Genomic DNA, 22,399 nt, shown 5'->3' on the forward strand with positions numbered 1-22,399 from the left:
GAACGCTCTACAAGATTTACGCTGTTCCACCGACAGTTAAGCAGTCTAACTTAAGCGTTGGTTGACCGACGCCTACTGGTACACTCTGGCCATCTTTACCACAAACGCCAACGCCTTGATCCAGCGCTAAATCGTTACCGACCATGGAGATCTGTCCCATAGCTTCAGGGCCATTGCCGATTAACGTCGCGCCCTTGATCGCTTGGGTGACTTCACCATTCTCAATTAAATAGGCTTCTGAGGCTGAGAAGACGAACTTACCTGAGGTTATGTCGACTTGGCCGCCACCAAAATTAGGTGCATAGATACCATTTTTAACTGACTTAATGATCTCGGCAGGATCTGACTCTCCCGCTTCCATATACGTATTAGTCATACGCGGCATCGGCAAGTGGGCATAAGATTCACGACGGCCATTACCCGTTGACTGCTCGCCCATAAGACGCGCATTGAGTTTGTCTTGCATATAACCTTTTAAAATTCCATCTTGGATAAGTACTGTCTTCTGAGTGATCACGCCTTCATCATCGATACTCAATGATCCACGACGATTAGGCATAGTGCCATCATCAACCACAGTCACTAACTTAGATGCTACTTGCTGACCCACTAAACCACTAAATGCACTGCTACCTTTGCGATTAAAATCGCCCTCTAATCCATGACCAACCGCTTCATGTAACAAAACACCAGGCCAACCCGCACCAAGCACTACAGGCATCTGGCCTGCTGGAGCGTCGATAGCGGTTAAATTCACTGCGGCTTGACGCACAGCTTCACGGGCAAACGAGAAACACATGGGTAAACCAGTATCATCAGTTTCCATCAAGATCTCATATCCATGACGTCCGCCACCACCGCTTGCACCACGTTCACGTTTATCGTTTTCTTCTAAGATAACGCTACAGTTAAAACGCACTAAAGGACGAATATCGGCTGCTAACGTACCGTCACTTGCTGCAACCAAAATCTCTTCATGCACACCAGAAAGACTCAACACCACCTGAATGATGCGACTATCCAGACTACGAATATAAGCATCGGCCTCTTTAAGCAGCGCAATTTTTTTCACCTCTTCCATTGCTGCAATAGGATCATCACTCAAATACAAGGCGTTAACGTCTTGGCGCTTCCACGCCTGCACACGACCATTTCCACCTGATGAAGCTATGCTACGAGCGGCCTCAGCCGATGCAATTAATGCTGCTGGTGTTATTTCATCAGCGTAGGCAAAGCCAGTTTTCTCACCGGTAATCGCTCGTACACCCACACCACGCTCGATATGAAAACTGCCCTCTTTTACTATGCCATCTTCTAACACCCAAGACTCATGACGGCTTCCTTGAAAATAGAGATCGGAAAAGTCGACGTCATGCTGATGAATAATATTCAGGTAACCCTGTAGATCACTCAGTGATTGTCCATCTTGCAATAAGCTTTGTTCAACTTGGGTTAAAAATGGCATTAATGATTCTCTCTTTTAATTTAATTCTTTGAAAGAAGCTAGGTCCTAGGTCCTAGGTTTAAGCATCTTTTCGTAGCAACTTTGGTGCTGAAAAACGGTTATTTTTCGATACTGGCATCTGTTGACGGATCTTAACCTGCTCACTCTTATCTAGCTTAGCTTGAACCCAGCCACATCCATCCATTTTTTGTGCCTGAACTCGTCCCCAAGGATCGACGATCATACTTTGGCCCCAGGTCTCTCGACTACCTTGATTGTGCTTACCCCATTGAGCTGCGGCTAAAATAAAACATTGAGTCTCAATGGCACGAGCTTGAAGCAGAGGTTGCCAATGTGCAGCGCCTGTAACCTGAGTAAATGCTGAGGGCAGTGCAATAAGTTCAGCTCCCGCTAAGCGCATCGCTCTAAATAGGTCCGGAAAACGAAGATCATAACAGATAGCCAAGCCTAATTTTCCAAACGGCGTATCTATCACACTAATCTTGTCACCGGGACAAAAGGTGTCACTCTCTCTATACTCTTTGGTGCCATCAGCAACATCGACATCAAACAGGTGTAATTTATCATAGTCGCTTAATACTTTACCCAGATTATCAAACAAGTATGTACGGCTATAGACGCGTCCATCCTCAGATCGAACCGGTATAGTCCCTGCCACGAGGTAGATATCATATTTAGCAGCCAGCAGTGACATGGCTGTTTTCAGCTCTGTCGTGTCTGAACCTGGCTCACCTGCATATTCAAGCTGCTGGCTCTCGTGACCACCGAAAAGCAGACAACACTCAGGTAAAACAACTAACTGTGGCTCAGCAAGATCTCGTGGAAGCAGATTAAGCTGCGACTCTATATACTTCAGGTTCGCCGATACGTCTCGACTGCTTTGACATTGTAATAGGCTGATCTGCATCCTTTACCTCCTCTTTAGACTTATCCTTAAAAACAGGTATCGCTTGTATAGTCGTTTCGGGGATCTCGACACCCGAATTTGATTCTGTTTGATCAACTTTGGGTAATACTGATTCAGGGATCTCTATCTCTTTACTCTTACGTTCTAGCTCTTCAATTTTGGGATCTGACATGGTGCCTGTTAAACGGAACCTAAGTTCAGTGATCACCTCTATGACAGGTTCAAGTACCTTGGTCAGAGCAAATGCACCAAGACCAAAAGTCCAGCCACCGGTAGTGAGTAATACCACAGTCGGTACACTTGAGGCGAGTTGCGGAACAAAACGAATATCGTAATTCAAACTCTCCGTCATAAGATTAGTGTAACCCCGCACCTTCATATTACCGGCCACTGCATCCATTTCAGTATCGCGGGTTTTAATCACACCATTATCAATATTTAGCGTTCCAGTGAAAGAATCAAAGTAAAGCCCTTTGCCAAATACATCAGAGAAATCTAAAGAGAGTTTTCTCAGCAAGGAATCGAGACTAAATAGTGAAAATATTCTCGTGCCCTTATCACTGACCTCTGATAAGTGACCTTTTCCTAGTGTAAAGTCAACCAAGCCATTTAGGGAATCTAGTGAAAATTCATAGGGAGCACCTTGCCATAACACTTGAGCGTTTATTGCTACAGGCGCATTTTTTAACCCTGGGTCCATACCGAGAATAGCGGATATATCATCAAACTTAGTGGCATCTAGCTTCACATTAAATTCAGTGACATTCTCATTAGCGTCTTTCTTCCAAGCACCTTTACCAGTGAGCGTCACTTCTGGTGTCGTAAGGGAGACAGTCTGGATCAGGTAATTATTACCTTCTGGTGTCCCCTGTAAAACCAGATGACCTAGAGGCATACCATAAAAGCGAAAATCATCCACATCGATCGCTAATGGAGGCAAGTTTTGCAGCACAGTATCTGACTTAAATCGTACATTTTCAGGCTTTTTTATCAATGGAGCCATATGGAACTTGGTGCCCACCAACTTTAAGCCTTGTGTTGACCAGTCCTGATAAAAGTCGACACGGCCATCAAATTCGTTGGACTCAGCTTCGAAGCGCCACACATGTTCAATTGGATTCGCCTTCAACGTAAGATCTGTTAACGCTTGCCCCATCAAATCTAAATGATCTATCTTGCCATCGATACTGATCAAAGGTGGAAAGAAATTCCCACCTGCTTGTTCGCCGATCTCAACCTCACTCATCTCAACCTTATCCGAATGAGTAAACTTGGTAATAATAGGCAACCAAGGTGCGAATTTGGTTTGATCAATAGAAAGCTGAAGATGCCCTTTATTCTTTTTCAGTTGATCGCCAGGTCTAAACAAACGGCCAAGCAAGAGATCAAAATGAGCGAGCTTATTGGCAGAAGTCAGATCAAACCCACCCCAGAACTCCATATCTTTACCTAACTTGATCCCGAGAGAGGACTGTTTATTATCACCTATTAGCTCAGCGGTTAACTTACGTGACTCACCTTTAGCTTTTGTAAAAGGGTTTGGGAGCTTTAAATCAACACCAACAAGATCGCTGCTAACTTGTGCCTGGATCCGATAACCAATAGGATCAAAAATCAACGTCATTCCGCCATTCCAATTCAGCTCACCTGAGTAGAAATCTTTAAGTGGGTTATCCAGAGAGTCAGGAAGTTCAGCCAGCTGCCACACTCCATCTAATGATAGATTTAGACCATAATTCTGTCCCATCGTCTCGGTATCGAACGTTAATGAGACTGGCTGCTGGTAAAGCTTCGCTTTAATACCTTCACCTGTGACGACATCATTGATAAAATGTACTTGACCTGTCACCTCATCCAGCGCGATACCCGGCGTCGTAATAAACACTGGGGTTCGATCGAAATTAACCAGACCACGGATCTGCTCCGTCTCGCCATCAAAAAGCGGAATAGAGAGATCCAGATTAGCACTGACCTCCCCCTTAATCTGTACCACATCCAATGTTGATCCTACAGAATCGGCTAGAGAAGAGAGATTAAGAACCCGAGTTGCCGCCTCACCTTGAGTGACCAAATCAGCTTTTACCTGTAACAGAGAACGATCGCCTAATTCAGGGATAATGACACTTGCTCCATCAACCACCACATCCAATAACTTACCTTGATTGATCAGAAGGTCCATACGCGCATTTTCAAACAACGCCGATAAGTTCAACTCGGTCACCACTGGCCAATCAGGCTGAAACTCAAACTCAGCCTCTTGAATAGTAAACTCTGCTTGGAATATTCCTGAATGATCTTGATATGGATAGTTAGCTAATGGACCATGCCAGAGAATTTTAGCATCCTGAGTGTTACCTGTGATCAGTCCAGTTTCAAGGTATTCAACCAAGTCTTTACTCATACCATTAAGCGGAAAGTAGTTTGCGGCGCTAGATACATCGTGCAGCTTCACATCCGCTAACAGAGCCAAATGTGTCCCCTCTCCAAACCCTAAACGCATAGAGGCATCGATGGAGATATCCGGATTATGTAATACTAGACGCGGCAGAATTAATGCTTGTGATTTAACGTCATATTTGACATTGAATGCCTTGCCATCGAACGCAAGAGGAGCCCTAAAAGCTGAACCAAAATCTATCCGATATTTCTGCTCTGGTAGCGACAGGTATAGGGCATCGGTTTGCCAACCAAGTGCCATATCAATGGGCATTGAGCCCGGGATCTCCCCATCTGCATGCCAATTTAGTTGCTCAACATCGAGCGCCAATATTGGTACGCCGTTATCGACAGATAATTTGATAGCGTTAAGGTACCCCTTAGGTTCCAGCAACTGCCAGGTTTCAAGCATTGCCAAGTCGATACCAGGGATCAAAGGCAATAGGGGTAAAAGTGTACTTGTATCCAGACGATTTAGAGACGCTATTAACACGTTACCGCGTTTCTCAGCCATAAATTGGAGGTCAGGCCAAGCTTGCTTGTTAGTTTCAAAGGCAAGCCCATCGGTATTAAAATACCAGCCACTATCCTTAGGATACCAGCTCATACTTCCACCTTTAATCTCGAAGTTTTGCTGCTGCTCATTAAGCGTCCATTCTAGCCAACTAGGTTCAAATTCAACCTGAGCAGAACTAATGCGCCGCTGTGCAATATCGAACCAAGCTTGAAGATTAACAACTCCCTCCAATGCTAACTTACTTGAGCTATCGTAGGGATCAGCTTGTCTTGAGGCCCACTCACCAAGATCCAATGAACGCGCAGCAAGATAGATCTGTCCTTTCAAGCTGTCAGGTCGATACCCATTACCCTTAATATCCAGTTGTAAGCTTAACAACTCAACATCTGAGGCGGCACTGTCCAGATAGAGTTTTCCTTGACCCTGGTGTCTTAACTTACTATTTTTCCATCTTAGATCTTTGACATATATGGGCCTGTACTCATGCTTCTCACTCAAGAGTTGTAAGCTGGCGTCACGGATTGAGAAATGTGCCAACTGTTCAAGCAACAAGCTATAGAGCCAATCAGTATCAACAGATGAAGACGGAGCAGCCTCAGCGGTTGTCGAAGATGTTTGGTTCAACTTGTCAATATCCAATGCAACGTGAACCCCTTCGAATATCACGGTTTCAATCTGGGGGCTTAAGGTAATAATGCTCTGCCAAAAATCTAGCTTCACATGCACATCGTCAACAACTAAAGTGAAAGGCAGGTTTTCCTGAGGCGGGAGTACCAGTTTCTTAACCGTCAATGCAGGGCCAAATGCTTGCCATTCAGCGCTCAGTTCACCCACATTTACTTGTACTTGATATTCAGACTTTATGTAGTTAGCCAGCTCCGTTCTAACCTGGTCAAGCTGTGGCAATAATCCTCTAAAGAGACTGACTACCAATGCAAAGAGCACCAGTATAATGGCTAAAACTTGCCAGCAAACGCGGCTGAACTTTCGGGGACAGAATTTGGGTGACACTACATTATTACCACATCAAACTTATTCTGAGCATACATAACTTCATTCTGAAAACGAACCCGTTTACCCATATAAACACCGAGTTCGGCAACCAAATGGCTCTCCTCACCAGTTAAGCTATTGAAAACTGAGGGGGCGCAATACACCAGAAATTCATCGACGTCATAACTACGATCTAACCTAATGAGCTCTCTAAATATCTCATAAGACACCGTTTCAATGGTTTTCAAATTTCCTGTGCCCTGACAAACAGGGCACTCGCCACATAGCACATGTTCTAGGCTTTCCCGGGTTCGCTTACGCGTCATTTCAACTAAACCTAAACCGGAGAAACCACTGACATTCGTCTTAACAGTGTCATGTGACAGAGCAAGTTCTAAACTGTTAAGCACGCGTTTTTGATGCTCAGTTTTTAACATATCAATAAAGTCGATAATGATGATCCCACCCAAATTACGCAATCTTAGCTGACGCGCAATGGCATGAGTCGCCTCAAGATTAGTATTAAATATGGTCTCTTCAAGGTTTCGATGACCCACAAATGCGCCGGTATTAATATCTACCGTCGTCATGGCTTCGGTTTGATCTATGATGAGATAACCACCGGATTTAAGTTCAACCTTGCGCCCTAACGCTCGCTGTACCTCATTTTCGACATCATAAAGATCAAAGATAGGCACAGGACCATTATAGTGCTCAATCTTCTCAGCAATCTCAGGCATGAACTCATCAGCAAACGCTTGCAACTCTTCAAAAGTTTGACTCGAATCCACCTGAATTTGGTCAAGCTCGGTACCCACGAAATCACGCACAATACGCACCGGAAGCGCCAAATCTTGATAAAGTAATGATACACCTCTGCGCTTACGTCGTTCACTCACCTTAGACCAAACTCGACGCAAAAAAGCCGCATCTTGTACCAGCTCTTGTTCACCCGCGCTCTCTGCCGCTGTGCGGATAATGAAACCGCCATCTTCGTCGACAAAAGGCTCCGTAATTTTTTTAAGACGCGCGCGGATTTTTTCTGATTCGATACGTTGGGACACTCCCACATGACTCGAACCAGGCATAAAAACTAAATAACGGGAAGGAAGAGTAATGTCAGTGGTTAAGCGCGCCCCTTTGGTACCCAATGGATCTTTGACGACTTGTACCATGATATCTTGACCCTGGCGGACCAACTCTCCGATAGCACGTACAACAAAGTTGCCTTTTTCGCCTTCGGCAACACATTCGGTGTGTGGCACAATATCCGAGGCATGTAAAAAGGCCGCTTTATCTAATCCAATATCGACAAATGCAGCCTGCATACCAGGCAGGACTCGACTAACTTTACCTTTGTAGATATTACCCACTAAGCCACGCTTCATCCGTCTTTCAATATGGACTTCCTGCAGCACACCATGTTCGACTAAGGCAACTCTGGCTTCGGTCGGCGTCACATTGATCAACAGTTCAGAACCAATCTTTCGTTGTACTCTGTTTTTGACGATGCGACTCATAATTATTCACTCGCTATTGTTCTTTTGGGCTAGGCATTCAACGGCTTACTTATTTTTCAGCCAATTATTGTCGCCCATAACCAAATGAGCCATTATCGTCTTAATCGTCGTCTTAATTACAATACGCTCATCTCACGCAGCAAAGTTCGAGTCTCAACCATAGGTAAACCTACCACCGAGGAATAGCTCCCCTCGATAGACTCAACAAAACTCCCACCTAGGGCCTGTATACCGTATGCACCTGCTTTATCCATAGGTTCACCCGTGGCGATATAGGCTAAGATATCCACTTCGGATAGCTCACAAAACTTCACTTTGGTTTCGACTAAACGAATCGAAGTATTAACACCATCGGTTAATGCTACCGCGGTCATGACGATATGCATATGACCAGACAGTTCAGATAATATCTTCAGCGCATCAGCTTCATCAGCCGGTTTACCTAAGATTTTATCGCCTAAGACTACTATGGTATCAGAGCCTAAAACGAGTGGAGACAATAGTTTACCCTCTACAGCAACCTGGGTATCAGCGTTAAAGAGTGCCAAACCTGCCTGCGCTTTTTCAACAGCAAGACGGACAACAAATGTCTGTGGAGACTCTCCTAACTTGTGGCTCTCATCGATATCTGCCGATAAAGAGATAAAACTAAAATCGGGCTTTGAAAAGCCCAATTGAGCCAGTAGCTCTCTTCGACGTGGAGAAGCCGAAGCTAGTATTAACTGACAGGGTAATGTCATCTTATCTTACCTCACCTTATATAAACGTCGTACACGACGTAATAACCAAAAGACCCAAGGCCAAATAATCAAACTCGAGATAGCTGGCAGGAAAAGACTCACATCAAAGGTTACATCACCAATAATAAACTGGATCCAGAAAATCACTAAGTGATGTAAACAGATTAAACAGGCAACCATTAATGCTTGTTGCCACATAGAAAAGTTTCGTAACCGCTGAAAGTGCAGCACCACCACATAGATCACTAAAGACATAGAAAGAGCGCGGATCCCTAAATGTGCGCCCAGCATAATGTCCAACATTACACCTAAAATCCAAGCCGACAAAATATTGTATCTATGTGGAAGCGCCATTGCCCAGTAGATCATCACCAGTAATAACCAGTCAGGACGCCAGGCTTCCACCAGCTCTGGAAGTGGCATTATCTGAAATAGCATGGCTACAAAAAAACTTAACCAGACGACCCAACGGCCGTTGGCAATATGCATACTCATTCGCTCACCTCTGCACTCGCCACGATTTTTTCAGCCTTAGATAAAATCATCGCAGTCTCATCTTCCAGTGCTTCAGATGCAGGCTCGTCTGGCCAAATTAGCAAAAGGTAACGAATACGATCCAAGGCAGCAAGAGGTTGAGCGATGATATTGGCGTAGTCCTGACCATCATCTTTTATCAAACTCATTACACGAGCCACTGGGTAACCTTCAGGAAAACGCTTGCCCAGACCTGAGGAGACAAGAAGATCCCCTACACGAATATCGGTACTTTTAGGCACATAACGCAGTTCAAGCTCATCAAGCACACCAGTACCATTAGCAACGACTCTAACATCGTTTCTTGTCACCCTAACAGGGATAGCATGAGTCACATCAGATATCAGCAGCACTCGACTACTTAGCTCACTAACTTGAACAACCTGACCCACAACACCTTGTGCGTCAACAACAGGTTGACCAACAAATACACCGCTATTTACGCCATGATTGAGCACAACATATTGATGATAAGGATCACTCGCTACCTCCATCACCTCAGCCACGATCTTCTTCGAATCCATATGAACCGGAGAACCAAGCAGAGATCTAAGACGATCATTTTCTTGTCTTAAGTGTTCGAATCTTTGTAGCCGCTCACTCATCAACAGCTGTTGTCTAAGTAACTCTTTATTTTGCTGAGCCAGCATATTGCGCGTCGCTAGACTTTCAGCAGACCAATCTAAGAGTGCGCCAGGGACGTTAGCAATATACTGCAATGGACTTAATACAGATGAGATAGATTGACGAACAGGATCGAGTCGGTTGTTAGCCACGATAAGGATCACCGACAAAATAATTGCCAGTGTCAGTCTGAATTGATTAGAAATACCACGAGCAAATATGGGCTTCATAAAAAAATATAACTAATGAGAAAAACCAGCTGCAAATATCTGACAGCATGGTGATTTGAAAAGGCGATTAAACACCGCCTTTTCAACATCGATTAATTCTCTTCAGAGAAGAGGTCACCACCATGCATATCAATCATCTCTAATGCTTTCCCGCCACCCCTTGCAACACAAGTCAGTGGGTCGTCGGCAACGATGACTGGAATACCTGTTTCCTGCATTAATAGACGATCCAGATCGCGGATCAAAGCGCCACCACCAGTCAATACCATGCCACGTTCAGAGATATCTGATGCCAACTCAGGTGGAGACTGTTCGAGTGCAACCATAACCGCACTGACGATACCTGATAGCGGCTCTTGTAGCGCCTCAAGGATCTCATTGCTATTAAGAGTAAAACTACGAGGTACGCCTTCAGCTAAATTACGGCCGCGCACTTCAATCTCAAGCACTTCATCACCTGGATATGCGGTACCAATTGTGTGCTTAATGCGTTCAGCTGTCGCTTCTCCGATCAAGCTGCCGTAATTACGACGCACATAGTTAATGATGGCATCATCAAACTTATCACCGCCAATACGAACCGATGAGGAGTAAACTACACCGTTCAATGAAATAATGGCCACTTCGGTCGTACCACCACCGATATCCACAACCATGGAACCGGTTGCTTCAGACACTGGCAGACCAGCACCGATTGCAGCCGCCATTGGCTCTTCAATCAAATACACTTCACGGGCACCAGCACCCATGGCAGATTCACGAATCGCGCGACGCTCAACTTGTGTAGCACCAACCGGCACGCACACTAAAACCCGCGGGCTCGGGCGGAATACGCTATTGTTATGCACTTGCTTGATAAAATGTTGCAACATCTTTTCTGTCACATAGAAGTCGGCAATAACACCATCTTTCATCGGACGAATAGCTTGAATGTTACCCGGAGTACGTCCCAGCATCTGCTTAGCTTCTGTACCAACAGCTGCTACAGATTTTTGGCTACTACCTCGTTCACCGCGTATTGCCACAACAGAAGGTTCGTTAAGTACGATACCCTCACCGCGAACGTAAATTAAAGTGTTAGCCGTACCCAAATCGATCGAAAGATCGTTAGAAAAAATGCCACGCAGCTTCTTGAACATGTACCCAGCCTGTCTTAGTGGAGTCTGAAAATGGAAAAATCAGCTAACTCTATCAACGTCCCTGCAATGAAACAAGAGCGATGAGGTTAACATTTGCTAATGAAGCAATTTATTTGTGTTTATCATGAAAATGACCACTAAAAGAGGCCATTTATGCTCTGAAAGAGACTCCATCCATCTTTCTGCAAGAGAAACAAGTTCGGTACCCATCAAGGTCTGTTTATTTGAACAACTTTAATTAGCGTACCTCACGCCAATAGATCACCTTATCATGTCCACGATAAGTACCAAAGTAGACTGATGCTCGCGGATCATAAAGTCCGTTGGGATTATTACCCTCAAAGTTCCAATACCATTTTAACCAAGGCTGAACATGCTGTTTAAGCGGCACGACACCTGAATCATTTGGGACAGAAAAATAGATATAACCCAAGCCATTCCCAAACGTCCCGAGTTGCTTATTCAATATTGAATCTGTGTAAGCATTGATCGCCGGAAAGCCAACTGGAAAAATCATATTCAGACCAATAGTTGCCGTTTCAGCTGAAGTCTGAGTGTCATAGACAGAGCAGAGATCCTCTCTATTAGAGATCCATGTTGCCACACCGCCTGCAGACACCGCGCTGACATACTCAGTTCGTAACGGCAAACGCAGACTCTCAGACTCAGGGCCATAGCCATTTTCAAGTAACATGCGGCCGTATCTGAGTGCAACATCTTTACTTTCCCCTATATCAGTAAAAGTAAAACCTCGGCAACTTGAAACTGAGTCATCCTGATAACATATCTCGTCCTCATCGGTGACATCCTCGATGGCCAACTCAAGATCAAACAGCGCATTAAATGGTGCTACCGGAGTGGATGTTCTAAGGTAGTTCAGTTGAGCATCAACAAGATGAGCCGATGGCAGAGTTAAATACTCGATATACCCAGACTGTCCAGGCGAATTGCGGTCTTCAAGATCAACTCTAGTATCACTGTAACGGCGTCCAGACCAAGTGTTTTGTTCTGCTATATTTCTGTGTTTATATCGCCACCAATCCCCAATCTGGTAATTCCCAGTCTCAGTAACCACCCTATTGTGTTGTGCATCGAAGGTATCTTTTGCATAGCCCTTAACCTCTATCGACGGCTCTGCACCTAGGGTGAAGCCAAAAGGCTGGTCCATATAGGTAAACGTGCCACAACTGTGATCAAGTGTCGGCATATTACCGATGATTTGTAGATAGGCAGGCGTAAAGCGACCAAAAATGTCACTACTATAGCGGTCTATTAATACGGACTCATAGTCCAGTGCCCGCTCTAAGCTTAGCTTCATGGTGCCAACCTGATCCCAGCTCTGGTTATTTAACACCTCGAAGGTTTCACTCCCAGTTAGCTGAAAATCAATATGAGTAACACTAAGCACACCATTAGTTCCACTGCTAGGTTGAACTAATGCCGAACCTATTTTCACGCTAGGGTGAACAAAATTTTGTAGTGCCTTATTATCACTAAAGTCACTATCCCCCTCTTGCTGCCAACATACCGCTTTGACCTGCATTGGAAAATGCTCTACAGCTGCGGCCAACACCTGACAGCTTCCATCATAAGGATCACTGCTTGTACAAAGATTACTGCCAGCCAGATTAGAAAAATGAAAACCCTCTGGCGCAGCGGTGAACTCATCTGTGTGAGCCAGTTCTAATACTTCGGTGCCACCACTGGGAACATTAACTATGTGGGTGTATTGCGCCACTAACTTGACCACCCCAGCCTCAGGGTAGTTAGCCGTTAACCTACCGACACCATTGGCATCAAACCACACTTTTATCCCCTCACTCTCACCACCAGCAATATTAGTGGTACTCGTTGGGTTTATACTTTTGAGTTCAAGTTTTTCTGGATTATTCACACTAGCAGGCCTGACGTAGTCAAAACTGAAATTTATCAGCTTAGTGTCATTGGCTAGTAATGGTTTGCATTGCTGTGTTTGAGTATCTTTAGTGACCGCAAACAGCTCAAACTCAGCGGTTGTTTTACAGGAAGGGGAATTAGGAACATCGAAATAAAAGCCTGTATCTTGGTAATGCAATAAACACTCATCTAGTGCGACTTCGGTACTGTCAATAAAGCAACGATAGGGAGCGGATGGTACAGAGCTTTCTAGGCCCACTCGAAACTGCCACCCGCGGCATGCCAAAGTTCGGTCGCTGGGTCTGTATGCCCTGTAAAGCTAACATCGCTATATTTAACGCCATTTTTCGTTAACTCTACAGTCGAGATCTGGGCTGATTGTGTCGAGCAGTTATCGTTATTACAAGCTTGAATCGTGATATCCTTCGCCGCACAGCTCAGTGCTCCCGATGAAAAATGGATCCGGTAATGATTTAATGCCGACACATCATCAATCAACTCTAGCGCAACAAACCCATATCGCTCAGCGATATGATCTCTTTCAACATTCTGATATCTATCTTCATCTGTCACCATACTGACAGTATCATTTGTTAGCAGACAACGTCGTAGCCAGCCGCCATTATTACCGGCTCTTGAACTTTTACCCGCGACAAAAGTGGGAGGATTGCTAAAGCCTAATAGGGATCGTGTGTAGCCACATTGCTGATTAAGGTCGACAACATGATCTTCATTCGTTGTCGAAAAATTGGAACCAAATTGATATTGGATCTGCTCCCCTGCGACAGAAATAGTCCCATCACCACTTTGCAACGCTAAATAGCCTACTTTCTCTTTATTCAATTTATTCAGTTTTATATCGCCTGGCTGACAATATTTATTACCATAGCCCAAGCCTGGTCCAGCATCAACGACCTCTGAAACATCGATGCCAATAAACACATTATTCTGATCCCATTTCGTCGTGCTGGTTAACCAACATCTGTTGGCCGTTGTTTGAATTTGATTCAATACTACATCATAGTTTCGCCGATTCGTTACTCGTTGATAGCTTCCTGAATTTTGATACAAAGGCTCTTTAACCTCCACCACTCCGGCTTTAAGGTAACTGCCATCCGATAACTTGTGTTCACCGATTGTCGTCGAAATCCAATGTAGCTCAGGCATTTTCAATGACGGTTTATATCGATAACTTGAGCTATCAGGCTCCTTTTGAGACCAAGTGAATCCGCGATTAGACACCTGAGTAATAAATACCGAAGCCGGGCCGTCATTACTGTATGGGTTGTTAGTTGAAACCGTCGGCATTAAAAAGATAAGAGGAGTAACGTCTGAGTCAAAAGCTGAATCAAAAGTCACAGAATTGCTCGTCGCTTTGCCAAACTTAAAATCAAATTTTTGAGGTGATATATTACTCGCATTAATAATGCTGTTTTTTTCCATTTTCAAACGGCCACTGGTCACTCGTCCAATAACAACCGCGTTATCTTTCAAAGTAATATGGACGTCCGCATAGATAAGTGCATTAACCACAGAATTCCCTTTTAACTCTAAATGGTCATATACAACTAATGTTGTCACGCCAGTTAAATTCTCCGCGATGGTAAAATCTTTAAGATGTGCGTGCTTTTCACCAATAAATATACGGACCTTTCCTTGGGGGCGGATAATCAAGTCTTTGCCCTCATTTTCTATCTCTTCAATCCAGTAATCACCTGACGGAAAAATGAGCTCTCCACCACTTTTTAATTCCAAAGATTCAATGCGGTATTCTTGATAGGCTGTTGAGAATGTAATTACACATTCATCATCAATTTTTATTTCTTCAAATTCTGAGTTGCCATTTGTACCTAAATTGATTGACCCACCAGGGCAACACTCTATTTCAACATTGCTATTGGCTTCTTTAAACGCGTTAGCCCCAGTCAAACTGATGCCAGCAATATCACGACCAGTAATTGAACAATTACGTGCTCCCCCATTACCGGTATCACAACCATCAGACGGCCAATCCTTATGCCCTTCACTTGAGGAACAAAAGTTTAAATCTAAACCTTCAGTTCCATTAATTTTCGCATTGTGTTTCTGTTCTAATTGTTTGCTATAAGCACCAGCACCACTACATTGGTAGTTAGATGTTTCATGATGGCCCTGTGCAACAGCAGGAAAGGTTATATGCAAGTCAATATCATCAAAAGCCCTGACTGGCAGGGTTAAACTAATAAATAGGAATAAAAATAATACATTGATAAGAGTCTTTCTAATCACGGAATTCAACCTCATTACTGCGACTAACTTATAGGTTGTCACCATAACGAGTGCTATCAATGGCGGTTAAAGAATAAGTCACAGTGATAGCAAACATACTTATGGCATTAATAGTTGTTTTTGAAAACAAAATAAAAACACTGAATGCTATCAATGGGATACGTTATGAACAATAGCTGAAAGATTAACATTTTAGAATGGAGATTTTTTTTATCAACAACGTGACGCAGGACACGAAACGATGCCGTTTTGCGGTTAATTATGCAGTAGAATGCCTAGGAGAACACTCACTGCAAAACGAACAATAAGGAATTAGCATTCAATGTTTTCCGCTCTTTTTCGCAGCAAGTTGTCCTAGTTTTAATTCACTTCACGCCAATAGATCACTTTATCGTTGCCACGATAAGTACCAAAATAGACTGATGCTCTCGGATCATAAAGCCCGCTGGGATTGTTACCTTCATAGTTCCAATACCACTTCAACCAAGGCTCAACATGTTGTTTAAGCGGCACGATACCTGAATTGTTTGGTACAGAAAAATAGATATAATCTAAACCATTTCCAAGCGTCCCAACTTGCTGAATTAATGTTGGATCCGTGTAAGCATTGATCGCTGGAAACCCAACCGGAAATGCCATGTTTAGTCCCATAGTTGCTGTTTCAGCCGTATCAACTGACGTCAGGGTGTTATAAACAGAACAGGAATCATCTGTATTCGTTACCCAAGTCGCCACTCCTGCCGACACGGCACTGACATACTCAGTTCGCAGCGGTACACGTAGGCTCTCAGACTCGGGACCGTATCCATTTTCAAGCACCATACGGCCGTACCGTAGATCTTGTGTCGATATATTTCTAGCATTACAGCCCGCCCCACTACAGGCTCCTACACTAGCTGCGTTCATGTCCGGATCTTTAATAAAAGAGTAATGAGTTCCCCCTTCACCATCATCCATCACCACCCCAATATCGAGTGACTGGTATGGGCCATCTAGCGTGTTCCCAAGGCGACTAAATTTTATATTATCAACAATATCAACCTTCCCCCGCACCTTTCCTCCAGTATCAGAAATTGGCCAAGCTAATGTTGATAAACCTGATAATCTTGCCCCTCTATTTATACCATCAAGGTTATTTGCGGCAACCAAGCTGGCTGTCGCCTTCGCAAAAGCACCGAAATAATTAGTGGTAATGACGTCCTCAACATTTTTTGCACTAAGAGTCATCATTAAAGAAAACGGCTGCTCCATATAGCTAAACGTATTACTGCAAGCAGGCAAAATACTCCAATTTGATAATTCAAAATGAGCAGGAAAAAAACGGCCAATAGGATCACTTATTCCAGATTCAATAGCCCTATTGACTCCAAAATATAACGAAGGAGGGTTAGCTGTGATAGTAAATACACCAACTTCCGAAACCGCACGAGTTAAGGTATTGGCACCATCTGTAGAGACCACATGATCATAGTCAGCAATCTGGTCAGCATCGACACCACTGCTAGGAGCTACAAGATTAAAATTGAGGCCAACATCCTGATGAGCATAGTTTGGTGTAGATAAGTTGTCACATAAATCGGCATCACTATCACTTGCCCAAGCCATAGCCTGCACATCGAATGTAAAACTCTCACCAGCCTTTTTAAAAGGAGGACAGCCTGCATCACCAGCAGCACAAGTTGTCTCAGGTAACACACACAAACCTTTAGGGTAACGGACAAAAGTATCAGCCCCATTCATAACTAATCCTGCATCATCTCCAGTTCCTGTATAACGGGCATTGAGAGTCATCTGCCCAGCATCTGCATAATTGACATCAACGGTTGCTTGCCCTTGAGCATTAAAGGCTAAATTTAACGGTACTGAGGTGGCTAAACTTAAACCTGCATCAATAGTCGTTGTGCCAGACTTCACGCTTACTTTTTTGCTTCCCGTACTTGGATCAGTATAACTACTCCAAAACGCAACAGACTTAGTTTCATTCGCGAAGTTTGCAATACACTGTTGGCTGGCCCCATCAGTTTTCACTGCATGAACAAGAATACCCATTGACGGTTTATTGGAGAATTCATCTGGAATGCCATTATTGGGTATGGCAGTAATATCCCCAAATACAAAACCACTATCAGCATAAGTTAGCGTACAGTTTGCAACTGACGGTGTGGAGTTGCCAATACGGCAAAGAGTTTGACTAAAAGGCTTTGCTCCAGGGATAGATCCCGTCACCTCCATTGTTACATTGCCAATGGTTGTTCTACTCAGCTGGATCTGTGCGGTTCCGCCACTGAAAGTCACCTGATTACCTACCACACCTGTACCACTCCACCCCCCTCCTCCTGTGACAGTTGCCGGAGTAAGTGTCGCAACAACCTCTTCTTGTATCGTTTGAGTACAAGCAGCATCTGCACACGCTTTAATCGTTACATTCTCAGGACTACATGTCAGAGCACTACCGGAATGAGTAAGCTCGAAGTGATCAATAACCACACCAACAGGTCTAGACTCTAACGCACAGATTTCAATATTATCAATTTCATGAACATTATCTGAACCACCAGTCGACCCAGTTAATGAGAGAATAAAATCTTGAGGAACGACAGCTTGACCTGTTTGGCTCACAGCATTGAACGCCGGAACGATAGAAACAAATCCACCACTAGTTTTCCGCTGAATTTCAACCATTGATTCCCCTGCAACTCTGGAGTCAACAGTAATACGATATCTGTGTATCGGACTGCCATTATTGTCATCGACTTTGGGGTTTAAACAGTTCCCGTTAGTATTGGTTGTACCGTTATTACAAGCCCCTTTTAAATAACGATAACCTGACGTTCCAGAGCCTGAACCTCGCACAGCAACACTTTGGCGTCTCTGACCAATATTACTGCTGCCACCCTCACCAGAAAAATTACCATATTCATCGATACCTACACCTAACCAACCGCCAGCAAACCCATCTAACCCAGGCTTAAATCCATAACCTAATGGACCACCAAATGCTCCCGGTTGTGGAGTAATCCTCGCATCAGACAATACGACGGCAATACCATCAGCTCCACTACCACCATAGGCAAAGTGATCAAATTCAACTACCACTAAGTTCTCAGCTGCTGGAAACAATCGTTGATAAGTAGCTGACGTGGATTGATTATTTACATCTTGCGTCTGTCTTAAGCGGCCATTAACAATTGCTGGCGTAAAGTTGCCATTACTGCGTGCTACTACCCAGTTATCAGTTAAATCACCTTGGGAGAAATCATCATTGAAGCAAGTTAGCTCTTGTTCTTTTTTCTCTAGCGCAACAAAACTATAAAACTCATAGACGTGCCGCCTATCAGTGTCCCTATAGGTATCCTCATCGGTCACCATGCTGACTCTGTTGTTGGTCAGTTTACAGCGTCTTAACCAGCCACCATCTCCACCACGCCTAGAGTTTTTACCCGACACGAGAGTAGGGATATTACTAAAACCCGTTAGCGTACTCTCACTGCCACATTGATACGATAAATCCCCTGTACCTGGTGCGGTGCGATAGTTACGACCAAATTGATAGATGATTTCATCACCGTCAAAATTAAACGTTCCAGTACCCGACTCAATGGCCAAATAACCAACTTCCTCATTTTGTAGTGAGTTAATGTATCCAGGACGACATCGATTCCCCGAACGCACCTCCGAGGCCTCCATGGCTAACTGGGCTCCTGAGTTGTAGAACTGTGATGTCGTCGTCAACCAACAATTATTTATTGATGTTTGTTTTTGATGTAAAAATACATCGAGATCAGAATCGAGAGGTATATTGGTGTAAGGACTATTGTTAACACCAAACGCTCTATTTTGATTGATCACTTTGGCCACTAACTCAGTGCCATCTGACAAGGTGTGTTCACCTGGCGTCACTGCGATCCAATGTACCTCTGCCATAGGTAATGAAGCTTTATAGCGACTAGCTGGGCTAACAGGCTCCTCTTGGCTCCATGTGAACCCCGTGTTGGTAATATTGGCTGGAAAAACCGACGCTGGACCATCAGTACTGTCAGGGTTATTGGTTGAGATGGTTGGCATTAAGAAAATTATCGGCGTGACGCCAGTTTCGAATGGCTTATCGAAAGTCACAGTGCCAGAAAAGGCTTTGCCAAATTGAAAATTAAACGAAGACTGAACGTTCGTGCACATACCACCAAAGTCTGCATCTTCAATAGCATCATCTTCAAAATCAACCTCGCCATTTCCACTAATAGAGAGTGCTCCAGCTGACGCTAATGCACCATCAATCTTCGCATTGCCCGCCATACTGACCGATCCGGCAACATAGACGATCCCATTAATTCTATTATTTCCCGCAACTGACAATGAACCTCTGACATAGATAATTAAATCTTCAGTGTCACCAGAATCATTAAGAGTTGAGTTATTTAGGGATAAACTATCGAAATAGAGCCGGGTTGTCTCGCCATTAGTACTTAGAGACGAGCTGTTATTAAAACTACCAGCATCAAAATCATAGTCTCCAGGCGTGAAGCCGGAACTATGGCCTGAACACCCCCCTCCACTACAAGTTAAGTTCCCTAAACTCGGACCAATATTAATCGGTGGGGTTAACCCATTAACCCCTAAGTTACCAGTAGGAGGATCAGTAAAAACCTCATCACACTGGGGAACGGCGATCGCCATGGTGGGAAGCAGTAATATAGTCAGTATTATCAAGCGTACAATATTAATCACGGGCTTCTACCTCCACGCTACGGCTGACGCGTAAGCAGTTGACATCATTTCCAGTGCAATTTCCGGTTTGACAAGTCGCGGTGCTAGTGATCCTATATTGTGTCACGGTGCCAATTGTATTGGTGTCATTACAAGAGATCGCAATACTACAGCCGTGAAAACCCACAAGAGTGGGGTTATCATTACCGATATCCCATGAGCTGGTTACATTACTGCACGAAGTCGCTGTGTTATCGGTTGCGGTTAAGGGAAACAGTTGAGCCAAGGCTCTATCAGCGCCCGTATTTGCAGTCGCAAAAGCACGCGTCCCCCACACTTCTAAATTGACCTGCTCGTCAGCATCCTCAAGCACATTCATTAACGAAGTTGCCATTAGAAACATCACTGTGATCACAAAGATACCAATCACCAATGCACTTCCCTCTTGACTTGAAAGAGCCTTTTTTAAATGAGTGCCTTTAGAGGCATTGGCAAACAAAAACTTATTAGGGGACATTGATCACCTGCACCTGGTGCTGATATTGAAACACTTGGCCATTAACCGAAAACGTAGGTGTTAATTGAAGCATGGCATTATTGACTAAGCTAGAGGGCGTTAATAGGATCGGCTGGTCGCTCACAAGCGCTAAGTTATTAGTAATATCCTCTGCCATTAATGCTCCTCCACTCATGGTACTCGGTGTCGGTTGTGTCGTCTCTAGCCCATAACCTGCATACCGCCACAAAGTCCCATCGGACTGAAAACAGTAACTAACAGGGCCGTTAATCATAAAGTATCGTTGAATTGGAGAGGATTCAGCAAATCGCACAGCTCTATCGAAAGTGACCAATCCACTCGATTGATTAAACTCTTTGACATCAAATAAACGCCCAGAGGTTCCGGCAGGAGTAGCCGCATAAATATCACTTGTCTTTAAAGGATAGACCAGCATCTGATGGACACTATTTAGCCCTTGAGAGGGGGGAATAACAGTACCGGTTAAACTTGCTGGAGAAGGAACAAATGGCAACTCAATGTAGGAAGCACTTGCCTGAATAGGAACAAACTCCACACATTGGTAACTTGCATTAGTGTTCGGCGGTGCTGGAGTTAGACGAATGCTATTAGGCACAGCATTTCTTAATTCCCGAGTCATGCGTTCAAGAGCAAAACGACTCTGACCCAACACCTGTTCAATCGAAGTAGACTCGACAAATATTCGAGTACCCAGTACAACAAAACTACTGACTCCTAAGGCTAAAATACCTAGAATAATGATCACTGTGACCATCTCGACTAAGGTAAAACCAAGACCATGTTTACCCCCTCTTATGCCATTCATTAGTAATTACTCCGAATGGCATCATAGGTTATGGCTTCACCACTTGGTGTTGTCACACTAATGGCAATAAGTTTGCTGTTTCTATTTGGATTAGGGTAGGTAACACTGACCGATAATAGATAGTTCTTATACTGGCTCAGATAGGTGTCATTAGAGTTAAGCATCTTACTATTCTGATTTAAGCCGTTGTAATCATCGACATCATTAAAAGTGTTTCGGGTCTCTCCAGTATCTGGCCCTAAGTCTGCTGCAGGTGTACAAGCCAGCCCTGCGGGTAAGCCTAAATCCGGTCTAGCTGCAGCACCACAAGCTGGCACTCCACCATTAGCATTGGTATTTTGATCGTAACGCTTACCCCAGATCTCATTGAGAAGAGAGTGCGCTAACTCAGCAGAGCGAACTCTACTTAGCGTGTCTACGGCACGATCAGCCTGAGGAAACATCATCGTAGCCAGCATAACCAAAGCGATGCTGAGCACGACCATACCAACAACGAGTTCTATCAAGGTAAAGCCTTTGGCGCGACTAAATAAACTAGTTGTCTTAAAGGGGTTAGCTAGCATGGATATACCCTTGACTCTCAATATTAATGACTAAAGTTTCATCTGCAATCACATTTATACAGGGCCCAGAGCAAACTAAACTAGGAATGCCATTATTGTTACCACTAAAATCAATATTGAAACTTGTGTCACCATTAATAAGTGAGAGGCTGGCGTTCCCTTCAAAGTTACGTTTTGACTCTGTCGGATTCATAGCAACTGTACACGCCAGATCACTGAACCTTTTAAACTGATAACCTTGAGTATCGACAGCAACTCGATAGCACTGGCCCTGAGTGTTCATCGCGAATATTTGAGCTTTGCGAAGTTCACTAATGAATTCACCTCGCAGCGTAAAAGCGCTGTAGCTGGAACTGGTCAACATACGCGGCAAAACAATCACTGAGAGTATGCCAATCAAAATAATAGTGGTCACTAACTCTACCAGAGTAAACCCGGTCGCTCTATGCATCGGTTCCCCACCTGTAAAGGCTTTCTATTTTATGCTAATGATTATCAATTAATAATTTATTAAATAAGG

The 22,399-nt window shown here is 44.1% G+C and carries 15 protein-coding genes; all 15 read right to left on the reverse strand.

Features of this window, described 5'->3' with window-relative positions; translation table 11 throughout:
- Positions 1 to 16: 16 nt before the first annotated feature.
- Positions 17 to 1,465 (reverse strand): metalloprotease TldD, encoded by a 1,449-nt coding sequence (tldD, locus tag HWQ47_RS24785; RefSeq protein ID WP_269968638.1) that lies wholly within the window; start codon positions 1,463 to 1,465, stop codon positions 17 to 19.
- A 58-nt stretch (positions 1,466 to 1,523) separates the two neighbouring features.
- A complete protein-coding gene (locus tag HWQ47_RS24790) occupies positions 1,524 to 2,372 on the reverse strand; it encodes a carbon-nitrogen hydrolase family protein (RefSeq protein ID WP_269968639.1) in 849 nt (282 codons plus the stop codon).
- Positions 2,296 to 6,336: a YhdP family protein gene (locus HWQ47_RS24795; RefSeq protein ID WP_269968640.1), complete on the reverse strand. Its 4,041-nt coding sequence runs from the start codon at positions 6,334 to 6,336 to the stop codon at positions 2,296 to 2,298. The genes HWQ47_RS24790 and HWQ47_RS24795 overlap by 77 nt, the downstream gene beginning before the upstream one ends.
- Entirely contained in the window at positions 6,336 to 7,838 is a 1,503-nt protein-coding gene (gene rng / locus HWQ47_RS24800) for a ribonuclease G (protein WP_269968641.1), read from the reverse strand. The genes HWQ47_RS24795 and rng overlap by 1 nt, the downstream gene beginning before the upstream one ends.
- A gap of 116 nt (positions 7,839 to 7,954) precedes the next feature.
- Positions 7,955 to 8,578: a Maf family protein gene (locus HWQ47_RS24805; protein WP_269968642.1), complete on the reverse strand. Its 624-nt coding sequence runs from the start codon at positions 8,576 to 8,578 to the stop codon at positions 7,955 to 7,957.
- Between the two features lie 6 nt (positions 8,579 to 8,584).
- Entirely contained in the window at positions 8,585 to 9,073 is a 489-nt protein-coding gene (gene mreD / locus HWQ47_RS24810; protein ID WP_269968643.1) for a rod shape-determining protein MreD, read from the reverse strand.
- Entirely contained in the window at positions 9,070 to 9,966 is an 897-nt protein-coding gene (gene mreC / locus HWQ47_RS24815; protein ID WP_269968644.1) for a rod shape-determining protein MreC, read from the reverse strand. Before mreC ends, mreD begins: the two co-directional genes overlap by 4 nt.
- A 92-nt stretch (positions 9,967 to 10,058) precedes the next feature.
- On the reverse strand, positions 10,059 to 11,105 hold the full coding sequence (locus HWQ47_RS24820) for a rod shape-determining protein (protein ID WP_269968645.1): 1,047 nt from the start codon (positions 11,103 to 11,105) through the stop codon (positions 10,059 to 10,061).
- 238 nt (positions 11,106 to 11,343) lie between these two features.
- Entirely contained in the window at positions 11,344 to 13,260 is a 1,917-nt protein-coding gene (locus tag HWQ47_RS24825) for a DUF6701 domain-containing protein (protein WP_269968646.1), read from the reverse strand.
- A complete protein-coding gene (locus HWQ47_RS24830; protein ID WP_269968647.1) occupies positions 13,251 to 15,269 on the reverse strand; it encodes a polymer-forming cytoskeletal protein in 2,019 nt (672 codons plus the stop codon). The genes HWQ47_RS24825 and HWQ47_RS24830 overlap by 10 nt, the downstream gene beginning before the upstream one ends.
- A gap of 360 nt (positions 15,270 to 15,629) precedes the next feature.
- Positions 15,630 to 19,994 (reverse strand): DUF6701 domain-containing protein, encoded by a 4,365-nt coding sequence (locus HWQ47_RS24835; RefSeq protein ID WP_269968648.1) that lies wholly within the window; start codon positions 19,992 to 19,994, stop codon positions 15,630 to 15,632.
- Positions 19,987 to 20,490 (reverse strand): MSHA biogenesis protein MshP, encoded by a 504-nt coding sequence (locus HWQ47_RS24840; RefSeq protein WP_269968649.1) that lies wholly within the window; start codon positions 20,488 to 20,490, stop codon positions 19,987 to 19,989. Before HWQ47_RS24840 ends, HWQ47_RS24835 begins: the two co-directional genes overlap by 8 nt.
- Complete coding sequence (locus HWQ47_RS24845; RefSeq protein WP_269968650.1) at positions 20,480 to 21,316, reverse strand: PilW family protein; 837 nt, start codon at positions 21,314 to 21,316, stop codon at positions 20,480 to 20,482. The genes HWQ47_RS24840 and HWQ47_RS24845 overlap by 11 nt, the downstream gene beginning before the upstream one ends.
- Complete coding sequence (locus tag HWQ47_RS24850; RefSeq protein WP_269968651.1) at positions 21,316 to 21,879, reverse strand: type II secretion system protein; 564 nt, start codon at positions 21,877 to 21,879, stop codon at positions 21,316 to 21,318. The genes HWQ47_RS24845 and HWQ47_RS24850 overlap by 1 nt, the downstream gene beginning before the upstream one ends.
- Complete coding sequence (locus HWQ47_RS24855) at positions 21,869 to 22,330, reverse strand: pilus assembly FimT family protein (protein WP_269968652.1); 462 nt, start codon at positions 22,328 to 22,330, stop codon at positions 21,869 to 21,871. Before HWQ47_RS24855 ends, HWQ47_RS24850 begins: the two co-directional genes overlap by 11 nt.
- Positions 22,331 to 22,399: the final 69 nt, after the last annotated feature.

The sequence above is a fragment of the Shewanella sp. MTB7 genome, assembly GCF_027571385.1.
GTDB lineage: Bacteria > Pseudomonadota > Gammaproteobacteria > Enterobacterales > Shewanellaceae > Shewanella.

Excerpts from the sequence above, each read along its gene's own strand:
- tldD (WP_269968638.1), bottom strand. The coding sequence starts at position 1,465 with ATGCCATTTTTAACCCAAGTTGAACAAAGCTTATTGCAAGATGGACAA.
- HWQ47_RS24790 (WP_269968639.1), bottom strand. The coding sequence starts at position 2,372 with ATGCAGATCAGCCTATTACAATGTCAAAGCAGTCGAGACGTATCGGCG.
- rng (WP_269968641.1), bottom strand. The coding sequence starts at position 7,838 with ATGAGTCGCATCGTCAAAAACAGAGTACAACGAAAGATTGGTTCTGAA.
- HWQ47_RS24805 (WP_269968642.1), bottom strand. The coding sequence starts at position 8,578 with ATGACATTACCCTGTCAGTTAATACTAGCTTCGGCTTCTCCACGTCGA.
- mreD (WP_269968643.1), bottom strand. The coding sequence starts at position 9,073 with ATGAGTATGCATATTGCCAACGGCCGTTGGGTCGTCTGGTTAAGTTTT.
- mreC (WP_269968644.1), bottom strand. The coding sequence starts at position 9,966 with ATGAAGCCCATATTTGCTCGTGGTATTTCTAATCAATTCAGACTGACA.
- HWQ47_RS24820 (WP_269968645.1), bottom strand. The coding sequence starts at position 11,105 with ATGTTCAAGAAGCTGCGTGGCATTTTTTCTAACGATCTTTCGATCGAT.
- HWQ47_RS24840 (WP_269968649.1), bottom strand. The coding sequence starts at position 20,490 with ATGTCCCCTAATAAGTTTTTGTTTGCCAATGCCTCTAAAGGCACTCAT.
- HWQ47_RS24845 (WP_269968650.1), bottom strand. The coding sequence starts at position 21,316 with ATGAATGGCATAAGAGGGGGTAAACATGGTCTTGGTTTTACCTTAGTC.
- HWQ47_RS24850 (WP_269968651.1), bottom strand. The coding sequence starts at position 21,879 with ATGCTAGCTAACCCCTTTAAGACAACTAGTTTATTTAGTCGCGCCAAA.
- HWQ47_RS24855 (WP_269968652.1), bottom strand. The coding sequence starts at position 22,330 with ATGCATAGAGCGACCGGGTTTACTCTGGTAGAGTTAGTGACCACTATT.